General features: G+C 51.9%; 10 protein-coding genes. 4 read left to right on the forward strand and 6 right to left on the reverse strand.

All coding sequences use genetic code 11. The features are described from left to right. Positions 1-125: 125 nt before the first annotated feature. The 6 genes from ompT to cusR all read right to left on the reverse strand — a co-directional run bounded on the left by ompT (position 126) and on the right by cusR (position 10079). A complete protein-coding gene (gene ompT, locus ACJHX4_RS01665) occupies positions 126-1079 on the reverse strand; it encodes an omptin family outer membrane protease OmpT (RefSeq protein WP_001531469.1) in 954 nt (317 codons plus the stop codon). Positions 1080-1726: 647 nt separating this feature from the next. Next, the gene (locus ACJHX4_RS01670; RefSeq protein ID WP_001224593.1) at positions 1727-2617 is read right to left on the reverse strand and encodes a DUF4434 family protein; all 891 of its coding nucleotides are present in this window, start codon (positions 2615-2617) and stop codon (positions 1727-1729) included. Then, the gene (gene nfrA, locus ACJHX4_RS01675; protein ID WP_001295846.1) at positions 2618-5590 is read right to left on the reverse strand and encodes a bacteriophage adsorption protein NfrA; all 2973 of its coding nucleotides are present in this window, start codon (positions 5588-5590) and stop codon (positions 2618-2620) included. Continuing rightward, positions 5577-7814 carry a cyclic di-3',5'-guanylate-activated glycosyltransferase NrfB gene (nrfB, locus tag ACJHX4_RS01680; protein ID WP_000383919.1) on the reverse strand — a complete coding sequence of 746 codons (2238 nt, stop codon included), beginning with the start codon at positions 7812-7814 and terminating at the stop codon, positions 5577-5579. The genes nfrA and nrfB overlap by 14 nt, the downstream gene beginning before the upstream one ends. A gap of 149 nt (positions 7815-7963) precedes the next feature. Continuing rightward, positions 7964-9406 carry a Cu(+)/Ag(+) sensor histidine kinase CusS gene (gene cusS / locus ACJHX4_RS01685; RefSeq protein ID WP_000253846.1) on the reverse strand — a complete coding sequence of 481 codons (1443 nt, stop codon included), beginning with the start codon at positions 9404-9406 and terminating at the stop codon, positions 7964-7966. Further along, entirely contained in the window at positions 9396-10079 is a 684-nt protein-coding gene (gene cusR, locus ACJHX4_RS01690) for a copper response regulator transcription factor CusR (protein WP_000770953.1), read from the reverse strand. Before cusR ends, cusS begins: the two co-directional genes overlap by 11 nt. Positions 10080-10235: 156 nt before the next feature. Here cusR and cusC point away from each other — a divergent pair, with 156 nt between their 5' ends. Genes cusC through cusA form a run of 4 tightly spaced genes read left to right on the forward strand, consistent with a single transcriptional unit; the run spans position 10236 to position 16368 of the window. Next, the gene (cusC, locus tag ACJHX4_RS01695; protein WP_000074221.1) at positions 10236-11618 is read left to right on the forward strand and encodes a Cu(+)/Ag(+) efflux RND transporter outer membrane channel CusC; all 1383 of its coding nucleotides are present in this window, start codon (positions 10236-10238) and stop codon (positions 11616-11618) included. A 23-nt stretch (positions 11619-11641) separates the two neighbouring features. After that, a complete protein-coding gene (gene cusF, locus ACJHX4_RS01700; protein WP_000709873.1) occupies positions 11642-11974 on the forward strand; it encodes a Cu(+)/Ag(+) efflux RND transporter periplasmic metallochaperone CusF in 333 nt (110 codons plus the stop codon). Positions 11975-11989: 15 nt separating this feature from the next. Next, entirely contained in the window at positions 11990-13213 is a 1224-nt protein-coding gene (gene cusB, locus ACJHX4_RS01705; RefSeq protein WP_000717135.1) for a Cu(+)/Ag(+) efflux RND transporter periplasmic adaptor subunit CusB, read from the forward strand. Positions 13214-13224: 11 nt separating this feature from the next. Further along, positions 13225-16368 carry a Cu(+)/Ag(+) efflux RND transporter permease subunit CusA gene (cusA, locus tag ACJHX4_RS01710; RefSeq protein WP_000574008.1) on the forward strand — a complete coding sequence of 1048 codons (3144 nt, stop codon included), beginning with the start codon at positions 13225-13227 and terminating at the stop codon, positions 16366-16368. The last annotated feature ends 26 nt before the right edge of the window (positions 16369-16394 follow it).

Below are 16394 nucleotides of genomic sequence, written 5' to 3' on the forward strand. Positions count from 1 at the left end.
AAGAGGTTACACGCCAGGACGCAGGTTAAATGCTTACAAGATTAGGGGATATTGTTTGCTTTTAACGGTAAACAAATTCCCCGGGGCTATACAATACCACCGGGGAGAAAATCTATTTAACGTTGTTAAAAGGTGTACTTAAGACCAGCAGTAGTGATGAAGTTATAGTTTTCTATGCCTGCACCATTTTTGCTGTAGTCTGAAGTGTTATCATTGTGATCATAAAGTGAAGTATTACCTTTTTTATTCGTAACCCGATTCCATGCGCCTTCAATATAAACTTTTGCGTTAGGTGTTACGTAATAACCTGCATTGACTGCAACAGAATAGTAATTTTGGTCTTTGACTTTACTGCGATAAGTGATTCTTTTTCCTGGGTCATAGTGCTCATCGTTATCAGATGCTTCCACCCAGCCGCTGTATTTAAATGTGCCACCTAGCTCAAAATCTTCATAACGATAACTTCCAGTCAAGCCAATGTAGGGCATTTTAAAACGTTGTTTGTAGCCGATTGCTCTTTCTCCATTCGGGAAGGAGCCGATATCATCTCTGAATCCCTCCTCAGAACTGTAGATATAGGAACCACCTCTGGCTGTAAAGCTATAACGGCTTTCCTGATATCCGGCCATGAGTCCCAGGCGGTAATTGGGTTCGTTGAGGAGCCAGCCTTTGATATTCAGATCAAATTCGTTGGTATAATTGAGTTGTGTATCAGGGTGTCTACTTTCATCCGTCCAGGTTCCGGGGTTACTGGAATCCATCCAGTCCTGATCGACCATATTGCCACCTCGGCTGCCGAGTGTTGTCCAGCCAGCAGCCCCGATAGATATCTGGGGCATCAAATCCCAATTAATTGCCCCTTTAATAATTGCAGCGTTATTGAATTTCCAGTCAAGTTGACTGACTTTTCGGCCTCCTTCTTCGGCCAGATAAACACGCTCTTTTGTTTTTCCGCTCAGAGTTCCAAGACTAATGTCCGCATTTATGTTGTCAGGAGTAAACGATAAAGTCTCGGTAGAAGCAAAAGAGCTGATCGCAATAGGGGTTGTCAGGACTATTCCCAGAAGTTTCGCCCGCATAAAAGGTCTCCATTCAATCGTTTTAATGATTGAGTATGTATTTTTTATATCTAACTTAATGAGTCAATTGTATATTGCCCCACTGTTTATATTTTGTTTAACATTGAATTTTTGTCACAATGCACTGTCAGTTTTTTAGTTTAATTGTCTGTTTGTGTTTTGCATTGTGGTTTTATGGGCTAATTATTTTTTTCTTTGTGGAGTTTTTATCTATTCAAGTGCCATGCCTTTAGATGCATATTAGCGATAATAGCATGAGGTTTATCCTCAATTGCTGTGTTTTTTAGTATAAAAAAGAGGAACAAAACTGAGACACATAAGGCCTCGCAATGGCTTGCAAGGTTTTACATATTTTGAGGTAGTGGGACGTGTGAACGCAGAGATGGCGCGGTAATTTGTTGACTTAAAATGTCGTTCCTGGAGTTTCTAAGCCGTGGGCTACAGGTTCGAATCCTGCAGGGCGAGCCATTTATTTGTTCCCTTTTACAAATTACACCATCACTTTGTTGTCGCGGTTTTGCTAAATAATTGGAACACGTCAGACGAATAAAATGAAAACAGATATTCTGCTAAATAATTCATCTTGCCAGGATTTTGATTAGGAAAGTGAAAAGGAAAGGAGCAAGCTAAGTTGCTCCCTTTAATCATTAATACTCAAGGATACTCTGCGCGACGGGCAAATAGCGCAGAGAGAAATAGAGCGTGTCTTTACCGCAAGAGGAACGTTTCGCTAACAGCGAGGCGATCTCTGCATCCGGTTTCGGTTTCGCTGTAAACGTTTTACCTTTACCAGCGACAAACAGTTCATAAACAATGCCGCTTGCTGGGGCGGAACTTTGGCAATCGGCGCTGGCCTGTAGATAACGTTCACGCTGTTCAGCGGTCAGTTTATCCACGCCGCTGCCATCCTGTACCCAGACATTAACACCGGTTGCTTTAACTTGTTCCAGCAGTTGGCGATAGCCATCTGGCGACATGTTTCCGGCGAAAAAAATACTGATATAAACCGGTTTTGCTGAAACATCGCTAATCAACCGCTGCGCGTTGTTTAACCATGTTAGCAAAGGCTGACGGGCGGCTTCGCTGCGCCAGTTCAGGTCGTCAATTTCCGCGCTGATGTACCAGCCATCCGGCGTTACGCCAGGCACGGCGCTCCATAATCTGGCTTGCTGGAGATCGGCAGCCAGCAGGCGATTAAGATAGCTTTCCAGCGCTGCGGACGACTGTTTCTGGTGCATAAAAAATTCCGGATCGGCGTTCAGCCCGACAATCAGCTTCAGGCCAGCCTGTTGCGCAGCTGTAGCACGCTTAAACAATAACGCGCGCTGTTCTGGCTGGGTGAATGCATCGCCGTAACGGGTCCATTGCAAAACCAGTGTATCGAAGCCTTGCAAACGTAACTGACTCATCAGCCCCTGCCACTGGGTATCGGTAACCTGACTATCACGGTTTTGTGGTTGCCAGATAATACCTTTCATCGCAAAGGAAAAAGGGCTGACCAAAAGCAGTGTCAGCAATACGAAAATGAACTTACGCATTTACCAGTGCACTCCAATGGTGAGAAACGCGTTGTTGCGCTCTCCGTTACGTTGATTAATCGCCTTAAAGGTATGTTGATATTCGACGCCGAGACTGACTTTGTGCGGCCAGGCGTCGTAGTGCGTCTCGCCGGTCCAGATATTCCAGCGGACCCCGACACCGCCAAGCTGCGCGCCCTGAGTGCCTTTATCACGATAGCCGTTGTCCTGAACGTGAGCATAAGGCTCAATAGTCTGCCCGTTCGCCACCTTCTGATGCCAGCTGACGCGATAATCTGCCGTCCACGCCTGAATATCCTGGCGGATATATTGCGCCGCATCGAGGTACAGGTTTTGGGCAAACCAGCCTGAACCGTTCGGGTGCCATTCGTCGCTGTATTTGCCGCCATTAAAGAATGAGGCGCTGGCGCGCAGCATGGTATCGGATGCGCCATTTTGTCCGTTCAGCGGCAACTGCTGTTCGACGGCGAGGAAAAAGATCTGATCGCGCAGTGGCTTCCAGCGCAGACCGGTGCCGGACATCGGATTTTTCACCGGCATCATCACCCCGTTTTCACCGGTATCGGCAAAGACGCGGCTATAAACTGAGAGCAGGTCGCCTTCCAGCAGCATATTGCGTCCGAGGCGGTACTCGGCTTCCAGTTGCCCGTAGCTACGATAGCTTTTCCCTGGCGCTGCGCCGCCGACATTATTGTTAGCGGTACTCATTGCGCCGGAACGCAAGCCGATAGAAGAATCGAAACTGAACGACCAGCGGCGACCGACCTCCTCATGCAGACGGCGGAAATTGAAGCGTTGCTGATTTTGCTCTGGGGTCAGTGGGGTTATCAGCGCCTGATTATCAATGTCATCAATCACCAGTCGGGCGTAGTGCTGCGTCGCAGGCATGTCATCCAGACGTTGGTTCACGTAGGCCAGTTGTCGGATAAGTGCCGGATCGTCCGGTAGCCCTTTATGCGCCTGTTCGAGCATTTCCCGCGACTGTGCGATATCACCGCTATCCCACAAGGCGTAACCAAGCGCTGCCTGGGTGTTGCTATTATTCGGTTCCAGTTCCAGCGCGGCGCGCAAATCACTCACCGCCGCCGGGATATTATGACGTTGGCGATAAATTGTTGCCCGCGCAACGTAAGCGTTGGCAGAAGGCGCAATATTGATTGAGCGCGTGAGATCGTTCAGTGCGAGTTCCGGCTGACCTGGAATGTAACGTTGCGCATGCAGCCACCAGTAGAGGGCATTGTTTCCCAGTCCACGTTGTTCTGCCTGTTGTAACCAGCGATCGCGAGCCGCGCCATTTCCTGCCGCCTGGGCGGTATTGGCGGCAGCAAGCAGATCCTCATTGCTCATGTCGTGAAGACTGATTTTCTGCCAGGCTGTCAGTGCGGTGGCATAGTCCTCAACCTGATACGCCTGATAGGCTACCGCACGATGTTGCCAGGCGTCCGGTTGTCGTTGTTCGGCCTGAAGCCATGCATACAACGCCACACCGGGTAGCGTGTCCCGATAACACTTTGCCAGACGGTTCCAGGCGGCAGCATCGTAAGAAGGCGACATATCGCCCAGCAAGCGAACTATTGCCGGGCAATTATCAGCAATACCCGGCAACTGACTTTGCCACTGACGTTGCTCCGCCAGCGGTAAAGGTTTCGATAAAATTGCCACCTTCGCCGGCGTTGCCAGGTAAGGATGACTTTCCAGCAGAGACGCCAGTCGCGCCATTAACGTCTGGCTGACACGCGCATCGCCCTGAAAAGGATAGCGTTGCAGCAATAAATCGGCAGCTTCGCGTGACTGCCCGTTCTGCATCAGTTGCCAGGTCAGTTGATCCAGACGGGTAAGACTTGCCGGTTCTTGCTGATACAGCAATCGTGCCAGACGCAGAGCTTCAGCCTTGTTACGGGTTGCTACGCTAACGGCATAACGCTCCTCAAGCATTTCATTGGCGGGGAGGGTGGCGAGCAGTTTTTGCGCTGCGTCGTACTGACCTTCTTTTAACAGCACTGGTAGCGTCGCGCCAACAACATACTGGCGGTTATCGGCAAACTGCACCGTATAATTCGCCAACGCCTGAACGGGGTTGGCGCTGTATTTAGATAACAGATAGAGCCAACTTTTCTCTTGTGCGTCCGTGGTAAACAGCGGCTTATTTTCAATGAGATAATGCTGGAGGCGTGCTTTTTCGCCACGATAAGCCAGCGCGGTCGCATAAGTAATATATGACTGAGGATCGGTGAAGATCCCCTGTGATTGCAGCGCCAGGATCCGATCATCCAGCTGCGCGGCAAGAAGCACGTCAAACCACTGACGGCGTTCTGCCGCGCTTAATGTGTTCTGCTGGCGTGCTTCATTATATAGCGTATCTGCCTGGGACCATTGTTTCAGGTAGATTGCCCGTTGCAGCAGATCGGTTCGCAACGTTTTTCCTTCCGGCGATGCAGCAAACGTCGCATCGTTAAGTTGCGCTCTGGCGACAGGTAATTGTGCCAGCCGCAGGGCATTCTGCCCGACTTCACTGCGACAACGCAGGGTCGGCGCAGCATCGCACGCTTTTTGCTGGGCAAGCAGTTCTTCAACAGTCGTAACGCTTTTCACTTCAACTGGAATAGCCGCCAGACTGCGCTCAAGCCGGTCATCTCCAGGGTGACGTTTCAGTTGATCCTCAAGCAACAGCCGCGCCCGGTCATCATGACCAAAATGGCGATAGGCTTCCGCAAGGTATAAAGTCAGCGGAATATTATCCGGCACCTGCTGGTGTATATATTCAAATTCGCGGATGGCGGTTGCTTCGTCGTTATTTTTCTGTGCCTTCAGCGCCTTATCGAGACGGGGATAAATAACAAAATGGCGATAATCGCTCAGCCCCAGCTCTTCTGCGCTGGTGCCGATATTGTCTGCGAGTGCGCTGGTACTCAATAAAGATGTCAGCAGTAAACCAGACCATCCGATGACGCGATTAAGGTTATTCTCCTTCATTTTCGGACTCCAGTTGTGCAACCTGTTCAGTGTTTAAACCTGCTTTGAGTAATAGTGATTGCATCGAAACTTGTAATTCGCGTTGAATTGTCAGGACGCGATCCAACGTTTCCTGGCTAATAACGCCTTCGGTGACCAAAAACTTGCCGAGCGGCAGAGAACTGCGTTCATGGCGCAATAACAACACGTTAATTGCTGAACGATTAATATGACCGAGCGTGGTCAGTATTTCTGCGAACAGGAACTGATGCGGCACATATTGCCGCCAGATTTCACCGGCCTGCTGTTCCGTGAGCCACTGATGCTGAACTGCATTGTACAACATTGCCCGCGGATCGTGACCGCGTCGGCGTGCATACCAGTGGCGTAATCCGGTGACAATTTGTCCTCGCAGAACAATGACGTAACGCACTTTGCGTCCGACTTTACGCGTCAGGGCCGCCAGCGAAACCGGGTCAATACCATCTTCACTGCCGACAATTAACTCATCATTGTCCAGACGCAGCGGCAGTACCGCATAATGCAACGCCACGGAGGCCGGCATTTCGGCAATCAGCGAGGAAGGGATCTGCCAGGCATCGATGGATTCCCACGCCACGCCGTTTTGCTCTGCCAGCGCCTGTGCCAGTTGCTCGGCGCTAATCAGCCCCTGCATCAGCATTGAACCGCCCAGGCGTAGACCTTCGACGCGATTACGCAGTGCTGTATCGAGTTGTTCTTCAGTGATGACCTGATTTTCCAGCAGGATTTGACCTAACGGACGCAACGAGCGGGTATCGCCAGTCACGCTGGGGAAGTCATGCGTTGTTTTATCCCACGCGACACGACGTGGATCGCCGTGTTGAAGTACCTGTTTTAACGCGCGCCAGTTGGCCATGAAGTTAATCAGGTTGCCCCAGAAAAGACGCAGGACAGATAGCAGCCCCTGCGTCAGGCCGTAGTAGCCAGTAACGAAAATCACCCGCTGCACGATGCGGTTAATCATCAAGCCAAAGTTTAGCCACAGCAGAGTCATTAACCATGCGCTGCCGCTGAAAATAGAAAGGAAATGCCAGGCATCGGGCCACAAACTTTCATACGCCAGCAACAGCAAAAGCTGGATCATCACCAGCATCGCGAGGAAGCTGACAAAGTTACTGATTGCCCCTTTGCGGTCGCGCCAGAGAAAGTAGTTCAGCGTCAGGCTGGAGGTCCATTTGTGGGTTTTAAAGCCCTGGAAAACAATGCCGATGATCCAGCGAGATTTTTGCCGAACCGCAGTCGAAAAGGTATCGGGGAAATATTCGCGCACACAGATCATGTTTGACGTCCGCGCATGCTGTAAAAATTTACGCTGCTCGCGTTCTTTGGCTTCGTCCACCACCGGAAAACGGACAAAAATTTCCGTCATACCTTTCTCTTTCAGGCGGAAGCCAATGTCGTAATCTTCAGTCAGACTCTGCACGTCGAAAGCAATACCGTCACCGTCAGCTAACAGTGCGGTCACGGCGCGGCGGCTGAAACAGGTGCCGACTCCTGCGCTGGGCACCTGTCCGGCGAGGGCTTCACGCACCGGAACATCTTTGCCATGCAGTTCTGAAAACTCATCAATGTAGGTCATGCTGGTGAAGTGCGTCCATTCGCGTTCGAACGGATACACTGGGATCTGAATCAGATCTTTACGCTCGACCAGATAGTTGAACAGACGCAATTCCATTGGTGAAATCACATCTTCGGCGTCATGCAGAATAAAACCAGCAAAAGCGAAATTGGCGCTACGTTCAAATTGGGTGATGGCGTCCAGCACGTTGTTCAGACAGTCGGCTTTGCTGGTGGGGCCAGGACGCGCGCAGACTACCTTATGCACGTTCGGGAAGCGAGCGCACACTTCGTCAACATCACGCTGAGTATCGGGGTCGTTGGGGTAGGTGCCAACAAAGATATGATAGTTTTCGTAGTCGAGCGTGGTCGCCGCCAGCTCGGCCATATTGCCGATGACGCCCGTTTCATTCCACGCCGGAACCATAATCGCTAACGGTTTTTCATCTGGTTTATACAGTTCGCGGTAACTCATTCGCGGGTAGCGGCGATAAACACTCAACTTGCGTTTAATGCGGCGTACCCAGTAGACGACATCAATAAAAAAATCGTCCAGCCCGCTGATGAACATAATGACCGCTAACGTTATCGCGATTACTTTTAAGCCGTAGAGCCAGGTAGCAAAAACATCAAGAAGCCAGTCCACACAAAAACCTTACATTAACGCTGGTTATGTTTAGGGTGGCGTATATTAAGGTTTTTTATGAATTGTGACAGCTTTTTATCATTAATAGGTATTACTATTGCGGCATGTTATTTTTACACTGGTTATAAAAGTTGCCGTTTGCTGAAGGATTAAGCGGGTAATATGATAACAAACCTTGTCCCCCGAGCATCTGACGTTACCGCAACTGTGCCTTTATGCGCGACAACAATCGATTTCACTATCGCCAGGCCAATGCCGCTACCTTCGCCTTTTCGCTGGCGGGAAGGATCAACGCGGTAGAAACGGTCAAACAATCGCGGTAAGTGTTCGGGCGCAATGGGCGTACCGGGGTTTTCGACGGTAACTTGCACCAGGTGATCGACCGTCTGGCAGCGCACAACAATTGTCTCTCCGGTTGGCGTATAACGCAGGGCATTAGAAAGCAGGTTGCTTAACGCCCGACGCAGCATCAGCGGATCGCCCGCAACCTGACACTCGTCGCCAACAAACCGCAGCTCCACGCCGCGATCTTCTGCTAACGCCTCGAAAAAATCGAACACTTTGCCGACTTCATCCGCCAGGTTGAGCATTTTCTTTTCGGGGATTAGCTGGTTGTTATCGGCCTGAGCGAGAAACAGCATATCGCTGACCATTTTCGCCATTCGCGTCAGTTCTTCGAGATTAGAGTAGAGCACATCTTCCAGCTCCTTCTGGCTGCGCGACTGGCTGAGGGCGATTTCCGTTTGCGTAATGAGATTAGTAATAGGTGTGCGAATTTCGTGGGCGATATCCGCTGAGAAATTGGACTGTCGGGTAAAGACATCCTCAATACGCTCGATCATATGGTTGAACGACAGTACCAGCTGTTCCAGCTCAATGGGCACGGTCTGCGGGTCAAGGCGAACGTCGAGATCTTTCGAGGTGATATTCTGGATTTGACGGCTGACGCTGCGGATCGGCGCGTGACCTTTATGTACCGCCAACAGCACGATAAAGACGATCAGGATGCTGATTACCGATGCGGTCATAATAAGTTTATTCATCAAATCATTGATGTAATGAAGATGAAAATCGATCGAAAGCGCGATGTAGAGCGTATAAATCGGTTTGCCGTCAACCAGCGGGCCAACCGGCAAGTTAATCATCCGCCAGTTGCTGTGTTCCATATGCCCGTGACCGTGCCCTGGCATCATCATCGTCGGGCCGGAAAGGAGATACACCTCGCCAGCCTGCGCGTCTTTATCGGGTATGGCGTCACGCGTAAACTCGCGGATATCCGGCGCACCGGGGGAGTGATACACCGTTTTACCGTGGCTATTTGCCAGGGAGATCAACACATTGGAATAACCACTGACGATATCTTCCAGCGTCATTAAGCGTCGGGCTTGCGTTTCGTCAGGGTGATTAAGTACCCGTTCAAGGGTGGCGCTAATCTCCTTTAAATCATTAATATCCTGCTCGGCAAAATGCACTTTTACCGAGTGGATCATGATCCATGCAAAGGCGAAAAACGCCGCGATGGTGGCGAGGCTGATAAAAAAGGTCAGGCGGGTTGCCAGCGAAAACGGGCGCTGAAATGGCTTACTGACCATCCGGCACCTCTAGCATGTAACCCACGCCGCGCACGGTCTGAATCAACTTTGGCTCAAAGTCGTTGTCGATTTTGCCGCGCAGCCGCTTCACCGCCACATCAATGGCGTTGGTATCGCTGTCAAAATTCATGTCCCATACCTGCGAGGCGATAAGCGAGCGGGGCAGCACTTCGCCCTGATGGCGGAGGAAAAACTCCAGCAGAGTAAATTCTTTACTGGTCAGAGTGATGCGCGTGCCGCTGCGGGTGACTTTGCGGCTGACGAGATCGACCATCAGATCGGCAACCTGAAACTGACTTTCGATAATTACCGCCGCTCCGCGCCGCAGTAGAGTGCGCACCCGCGCCAGCAGTTCAGCAAAAGCGAACGGCTTCACCAGATAGTCATCCGCCCCCAACTCCAGCCCCTTGACGCGATGTTCAATGGTGCCAAGCGCGGTAAGCAACAGAATCGGCATCCCCTTATTGGCGGAACGCAACATGCGCACGATATCCCAGCCGTTCACGTCCGGCAGCATAATATCGAGGATTATCAGATCATAATCACCGGTCATCGCCAGATGGTAGCCATTCAGCCCGTTGTCGGCCAAATCGACCACAAAACCGGCTTCGGTTAACCCTTTGGTCAAGTATTCTCCGGTTTTCTTTTCATCTTCGACAATCAACAGTTTCATATTTCCTCCGCATGTTGCCCGGGCAATTCTAGAGTAGCGGGATCAGATGGCAATCGCTTATTGGCAAAATGACAATTTTGTCATTTTCCTGTCACCGGAAAATCAGAGCCTGGCGAGTAAAGTTGGCAGCATAAAATCACCAGAAATTATGAGCCTATGTCTCCTTGTAAACTTCTGCCATTTTGTGTGGCCCTTGCGCTAACCGGTTGTTCACTGGCACCGGATTATCAGCGTCCGGCAATGCCCGTGCCGCAGCAGTTCTCACTCAGCCAGAACGGCCTGGTTAACGCAGCAGATAACTACCAGAACGCGGGCTGGCGCACCTTTTTTGTTGATAATCAGGTGAAGACGCTGATTAGCGAGGCGTTGGTGAATAACCGGGATTTGCGCATGGCGGCGCTGAAAGTGCAGGAAGCGCGGGCGCAATATCGTCTGACCGATGCCGACCGCTACCCACAGCTCAATGGCGAGGGCAGCGGCAGCTGGAGCGGCAATCTTAAAGGCGATTCAGCCACGACGCGGGAGTTATCGACTGGCCTTAACGCCAGCTTTGATCTCGATTTTTTCGGTCGCTTAAAGAACATGAGCGAAGCCGAGCGCCAAAATTATTTAGCCACTGAGGAAGCTCAGCGCGCGGTGCATATTCTGTTGGTTTCTAATGTCGCGCAAAGCTATTTCAATCAGCAACTGGCGTATGCGCAATTGCAAATAGCCGAAGAAACGCTGCGTAATTATCAGCAGTCATATGCGTTTGTCGAAAAACAACTGTTGACCGGTAGCAGCAATGTTCTGGCGCTGGAACAGGCTCGCGGGGTGATAGAAAGTACCCGCAGCGACATCGCTAAACGTCAGGGGGAACTGGCGCAGGCGAATAATGCATTGCAACTGTTATTGGGAAGCTACGGCAAGCTGCCGCAAGCGCAGACAGTAAACAGCGACAGCCTGCAAAGCGTTAAATTACCGGCGGGCTTGTCGTCGCAAATCTTATTGCAGCGCCCTGATATTATGGAAGCTGAACACGCGTTAATGGCGGCTAATGCCAATATTGGTGCTGCGCGTGCGGCATTTTTCCCGTCTATCAGCCTGACCAGCGGAATATCAACCGCCAGCAGCGATCTGTCGTCATTATTTAACGCCAGCAGCGGGATGTGGAATTTTATTCCTAAAATTGAGATCCCCATTTTTAATGCCGGACGCAACCAGGCCAATCTGGATATCACCGAAATTCGCCAGCAGCAGTCGGTGGTGAATTATGAACAGAAAATCCAGAACGCCTTTAAAGAAGTGGCAGATGCGCTGGCATTACGTCAAAGCCTGAACGATCAAATCAGCGCCCAGCAGCGTTATCTTGCGTCGCTGCAAATTACCCTGCAACGGGCGCGGGCATTATATCAGCACGGCGCAGTCAGTTATCTGGAAGTGCTGGATGCTGAACGTTCTTTATTTGCAACCCGACAAACTTTACTTGACCTGAATTATGCCCGTCAGGTTAACGAAATTTCTTTATATACCGCCTTAGGGGGCGGTTGGCAGCAATAATTTTTAACTCCAGGAGAGAATAAATGAAAAAAGCACTGCAAGTCGCAATGTTCAGTCTGTTTACCGTTATTGGCTTTAATGCCCAGGCTAACGAACATCATCATGAAACCATGAGCGAAGCACAACCACAGGTTATTAGCGCCACTGGCGTGGTAAAAGGTGTTGATCTGGAAAGCAAAAAAATCACCATCCATCACGATCCGATTGCTGCCGTGAACTGGCCGGAGATGACTATGCGCTTTACCATCACCCCGCAGACGAAAATGAGCGAAATTAAAACCGGCGATAAAGTAGCGTTTAATTTTGTCCAGCAGGGCAATCTTTCTTTATTACAGGATATTAAAGTCAGCCAGTAATCCGGGTTTAATGAGATGAAAAAAATCGCGCTTATTATCGGCAGCATGATCGCGGGCGGTATTATTTCTGCGGCAGGTTTTACCTGGTTTGCAAAGGAGGAACCGCCCGCAGAAAAAACGTCGACCGCAGAACGTAAAGTCTTATTCTGGTACGACCCGATGTATCCCAATACGCGGTTCGATAAACCAGGGAAATCGCCGTTTATGGATATGGATCTGGTGCCGAAATATGCCGATGAAGAGAGTTCTGCGTCTGGTGTGCGCATTGACCCGACTCAGACGCAGAATCTGGGGGTGAAAACGGCGACCGTCACGCGCGGGCCGCTGACTTTTTCCCAGAGTTTCCCGGCGAATGTCAGTTACAACGAGTATCAGTATGCCATTGTGCAGGCCCGCGCCGCCGGGTTTATCGACAAGGTGTATCCGCTTACCGTGGGCGATAAAGTGCAAAAGGGCGCGCCGCTTCTCGACCTGACCATTCCCGACTGGGTGGAAGCGCAGAGTGAGTATTTACTGCTGCGCGAAACCGGCGGTACGGCGACCCAGACTGAAGGCATTCTTGAGCGACTGCGACTGGCGGGAATGCCGGAGGCTGATATTCGCCGCCTGATCGCCACGCAAAAAATCCAGACTCGCTTTACGCTCAAAGCGCCCATTGATGGCGTGATCACCGCGTTTGATCTGCGCGCGGGAATGAATATCGCCAAAGATAACGTGGTCGCGAAAATTCAGGGTATGGACCCGGTGTGGGTCACTGCTGCGATCCCGGAGTCCATCGCCTGGCTGGTGAAAGATGCCTCGCAGTTTACGCTCACCGTTCCGGCGCGACCTGATAAAACACTCACCATTCGCAAATGGACCCTGCTACCCGGCGTGGATGCCGCGACCCGCACGCTGCAGTTGCGTCTGGAAATCGACAACGCCGACGAGGCGCTAAAACCGGGCATGAACGCCGGGTTGCAACTCAATACCGCCAGCGAACCGATGCTGCTCATTCCGTCACAGGCGCTGATTGATACCGGCAACGAACAGCGGGTGATTACCGTTGATGCTGACGGGCGCTTTGTACCGAAACGCGTTGCCGTTTTCCAGGCATCGCAAGGCGTCACCGCGTTACGCTCTGGTCTGGCGGAAGGTGAAAAGGTGGTTTCCAGCGGCCTGTTCCTGATTGATTCTGAAGCCAATATTTCTGGCGCACTGGAGCGGATGCGCTCTGAAAGTGCTACCCATGCGCATTGAGGGAATAGCCAATGATTGAATGGATTATTCGTCGCTCGGTGGCGAACCGTTTTCTGGTGCTGATGGGCGCGTTGTTTCTGAGTATCTGGGGCACCTGGACCATCATTAACACGCCAGTGGATGCACTGCCGGATCTTTCCGATGTGCAGGTGATTATTAAAACCAGCTATCCCGGTCAGGCACCGCAAATCGTTGAAAATCAGGTGACTTATCCGCTAACCACCACCATGTTGTCGGTGCCTGGCGCGAAGACTGTGCGCGGTTTCTCGCAGTTTGGCGACTCTTATGTGTATGTCATTTTCGAAGATGGCACCGATCCGTACTGGGCGCGCTCGCGGGTGCTGGAGTACCTCAACCAGGTACAGGGTAAGCTGCCTGCGGGAGTCAGCGCCGAGCTGGGGCCAGATGCCACGGGTGTTGGCTGGATCTATGAATATGCACTGGTGGATCGCAGCGGTAAGCACGATCTGGCCGATTTACGCTCATTGCAGGACTGGTTTCTCAAATATGAGCTAAAAACCATCCCTGACGTTGCGGAAGTGGCGTCGGTGGGCGGTGTGGTGAAAGAGTATCAGGTGGTTAGCGATCCTCAGCGCCTGGCGCAGTATGGCATCAGTCTCGCCGACGTAAAAAGCGCGCTGGATGCTTCAAACCAGGAAGCGGGCGGTTCGTCGATAGAACTGGCGGAAGCGGAATATATGGTGCGCGCCAGCGGCTATCTGCAAACGCTCGACGACTTTAATCACATCGTTTTAAAAGCCAGTGAAAATGGCGTGCCCGTTTATCTGCGTGATGTTGCGAAGGTCCAGGTTGGCCCGGAGATGCGCCGGGGCATTGCCGAACTGAACGGCGAAGGCGAAGTGGCGGGCGGGGTGGTGATCCTGCGTTCCGGCAAAAACGCCCGTGAAGTGATCGCCGCTGTGAAGGACAAACTGGAAACGCTGAAAAGCAGTCTGCCGGAAGGCGTGGAGATAGTTACAACATACGATCGCAGCCAGCTCATTGACCGCGCCATTGACAACCTCAGCGGCAAGTTGCTGGAAGAGTTTATTGTGGTGGCGGTAGTCTGTGCGCTGTTTCTCTGGCATGTGCGCTCGGCGCTGGTGGCGATTATTTCGTTGCCGCTGGGGTTGTGTATTGCTTTTATTGTCATGCACTTTCAGGGACTGAACGCCAATATTATGTCGTTGGGTGGCATTGCGATTGCCGTCGGGGCGATGGTCGATGCCGCTATCGTCATGATCGAGAATGCGCATAAACGGCTGGAAGAGTGGCAGCACCAGCATCCTGACGCCACGCTGGATAATAAAACGCGCTGGCAGGTGATCACCGATGCATCTGTTGAAGTGGGGCCGGCGCTGTTTATCAGTCTGCTGATTATCACGCTGTCGTTTATCCCGATCTTCACCCTGGAAGGGCAGGAAGGTCGTCTGTTTGGCCCGCTGGCGTTCACCAAAACCTATGCGATGGCGGGCGCGGCGCTACTGGCGATCGTAGTGATCCCGATCCTGATGGGCTACTGGATCCGTGGCAAAATTCCGCCGGAAAGCAGTAACCCGCTCAATCGCTTTTTGATTCGTGTTTATCATCCGCTGTTGCTGAAAGTACTGCACTGGCCGAAAACCACGCTGTTGGTGGCAGCGCTTTCGGTGCTGACGGTTCTCTGGCCGCTCAATAAAGTTGGCGGGGAATTTTTACCGCAGATCAATGAAGGCGACTTGTTGTATATGCCATCGACGCTGCCGGGGATTTCCGCAGCAGAGGCGGCGAGCATGCTGCAAAAAAACGACAAGCTGATTATGAGCGTACCGGAAGTGGCGCGGGTATTTGGCAAAACCGGGAAAGCGGAAACCGCCACCGATTCAGCTCCACTGGAGATGGTAGAAACGACTATCCAGCTTAAGCCGCAGGATCAGTGGCGGCCTGGCATGACGATGGACAAAATCATTGAGGAACTGGATAACACCGTGCGTCTGCCGGGGCTGGCGAATCTGTGGGTGCCGCCAATTCGTAACCGTATCGATATGCTCTCGACTGGCATTAAAAGCCCTATCGGCATTAAAGTTTCCGGCACTGTGCTGGCGGATATCGACACGATGGCGGAGCAAATTGAAGAAGTGGCGCGAACGGTGCCAGGCGTGGCTTCTGCGCTTGCTGAGCGTCTGGAAGGTGGGCGTTATATCAACGTTGAGATTAACCGTGAAAAAGCCGCGCGTTACGGTATGACGGTGGCGGATGTGCAGTTGTTTGTGACTTCTGCGGTGGGCGGGGCGATGGTTGGCGAAACGGTGGAAGGGATTGCTCGTTATCCAATTAATCTGCGTTATCCGCAAAGCTGGCGCGATAGCCCGCAGGCACTGCGCCAGTTGCCGATCCTCACGCCGATGAAGCAGCAAATCACTCTGGCGGACGTGGCCGACGTTAAAGTCTCTACCGGACCGTCGATGCTGAAAACCGAGAATGCGCGCCCGACGAGCTGGATTTATATCGATGCCCGCGATCGTGACATGGTGTCGGTGGTTCACGATCTGCAAAAAGCGATAGCTGAAAAAGTGCAGTTAAAACCGGGTACCAGCGTGGCATTCTCCGGGCAGTTCGAGCTACTGGAGCGCGCCAACCATAAGCTGAAACTGATGGTGCCGATGACGCTGATGATCATCTTCGTGCTGTTGTATCTGGCGTTCCGTCGGGTGGGCGAAGCGTTGCTGATTATCAGCAGCGTACCGTTTGCGCTGGTGGGCGGCATCTGGTTGCTGTGGTGGATGGGCTTTCATCTTTCCGTGGCGACGGGCACCGGTTTTATTGCCCTTGCCGGGGTCGCCGCCGAATTTGGCGTGGTGATGCTGATGTATTTACGTCACGCCATAGAGGCCGAGCCGTCGTTGAATAATCCGCAAACATTCAGCGAGCAGAAGCTGGATGAGGCGTTATATCACGGCGCGGTACTGCGCGTGCGCCCAAAAGCGATGACGGTGGCGGTGATTATCGCTGGTCTGCTGCCGATTCTGTGGGGAACAGGAGCAGGGTCAGAGGTGATGAGCCGGATTGCCGCGCCGATGATTGGCGGCATGATCACCGCGCCTTTGCTGTCGCTGTTTATTATCCCGGCGGCGTATAAGCTGATGTGGCTGCACCGACATCGGGTACGGAAATAAAAGCAGGATACCCCGTTTAACCGTGT

It is taken from the genome of Escherichia sp. WS2035 (assembly GCF_046487065.1).
GTDB lineage: Bacteria > Pseudomonadota > Gammaproteobacteria > Enterobacterales > Enterobacteriaceae > Escherichia > Escherichia coli.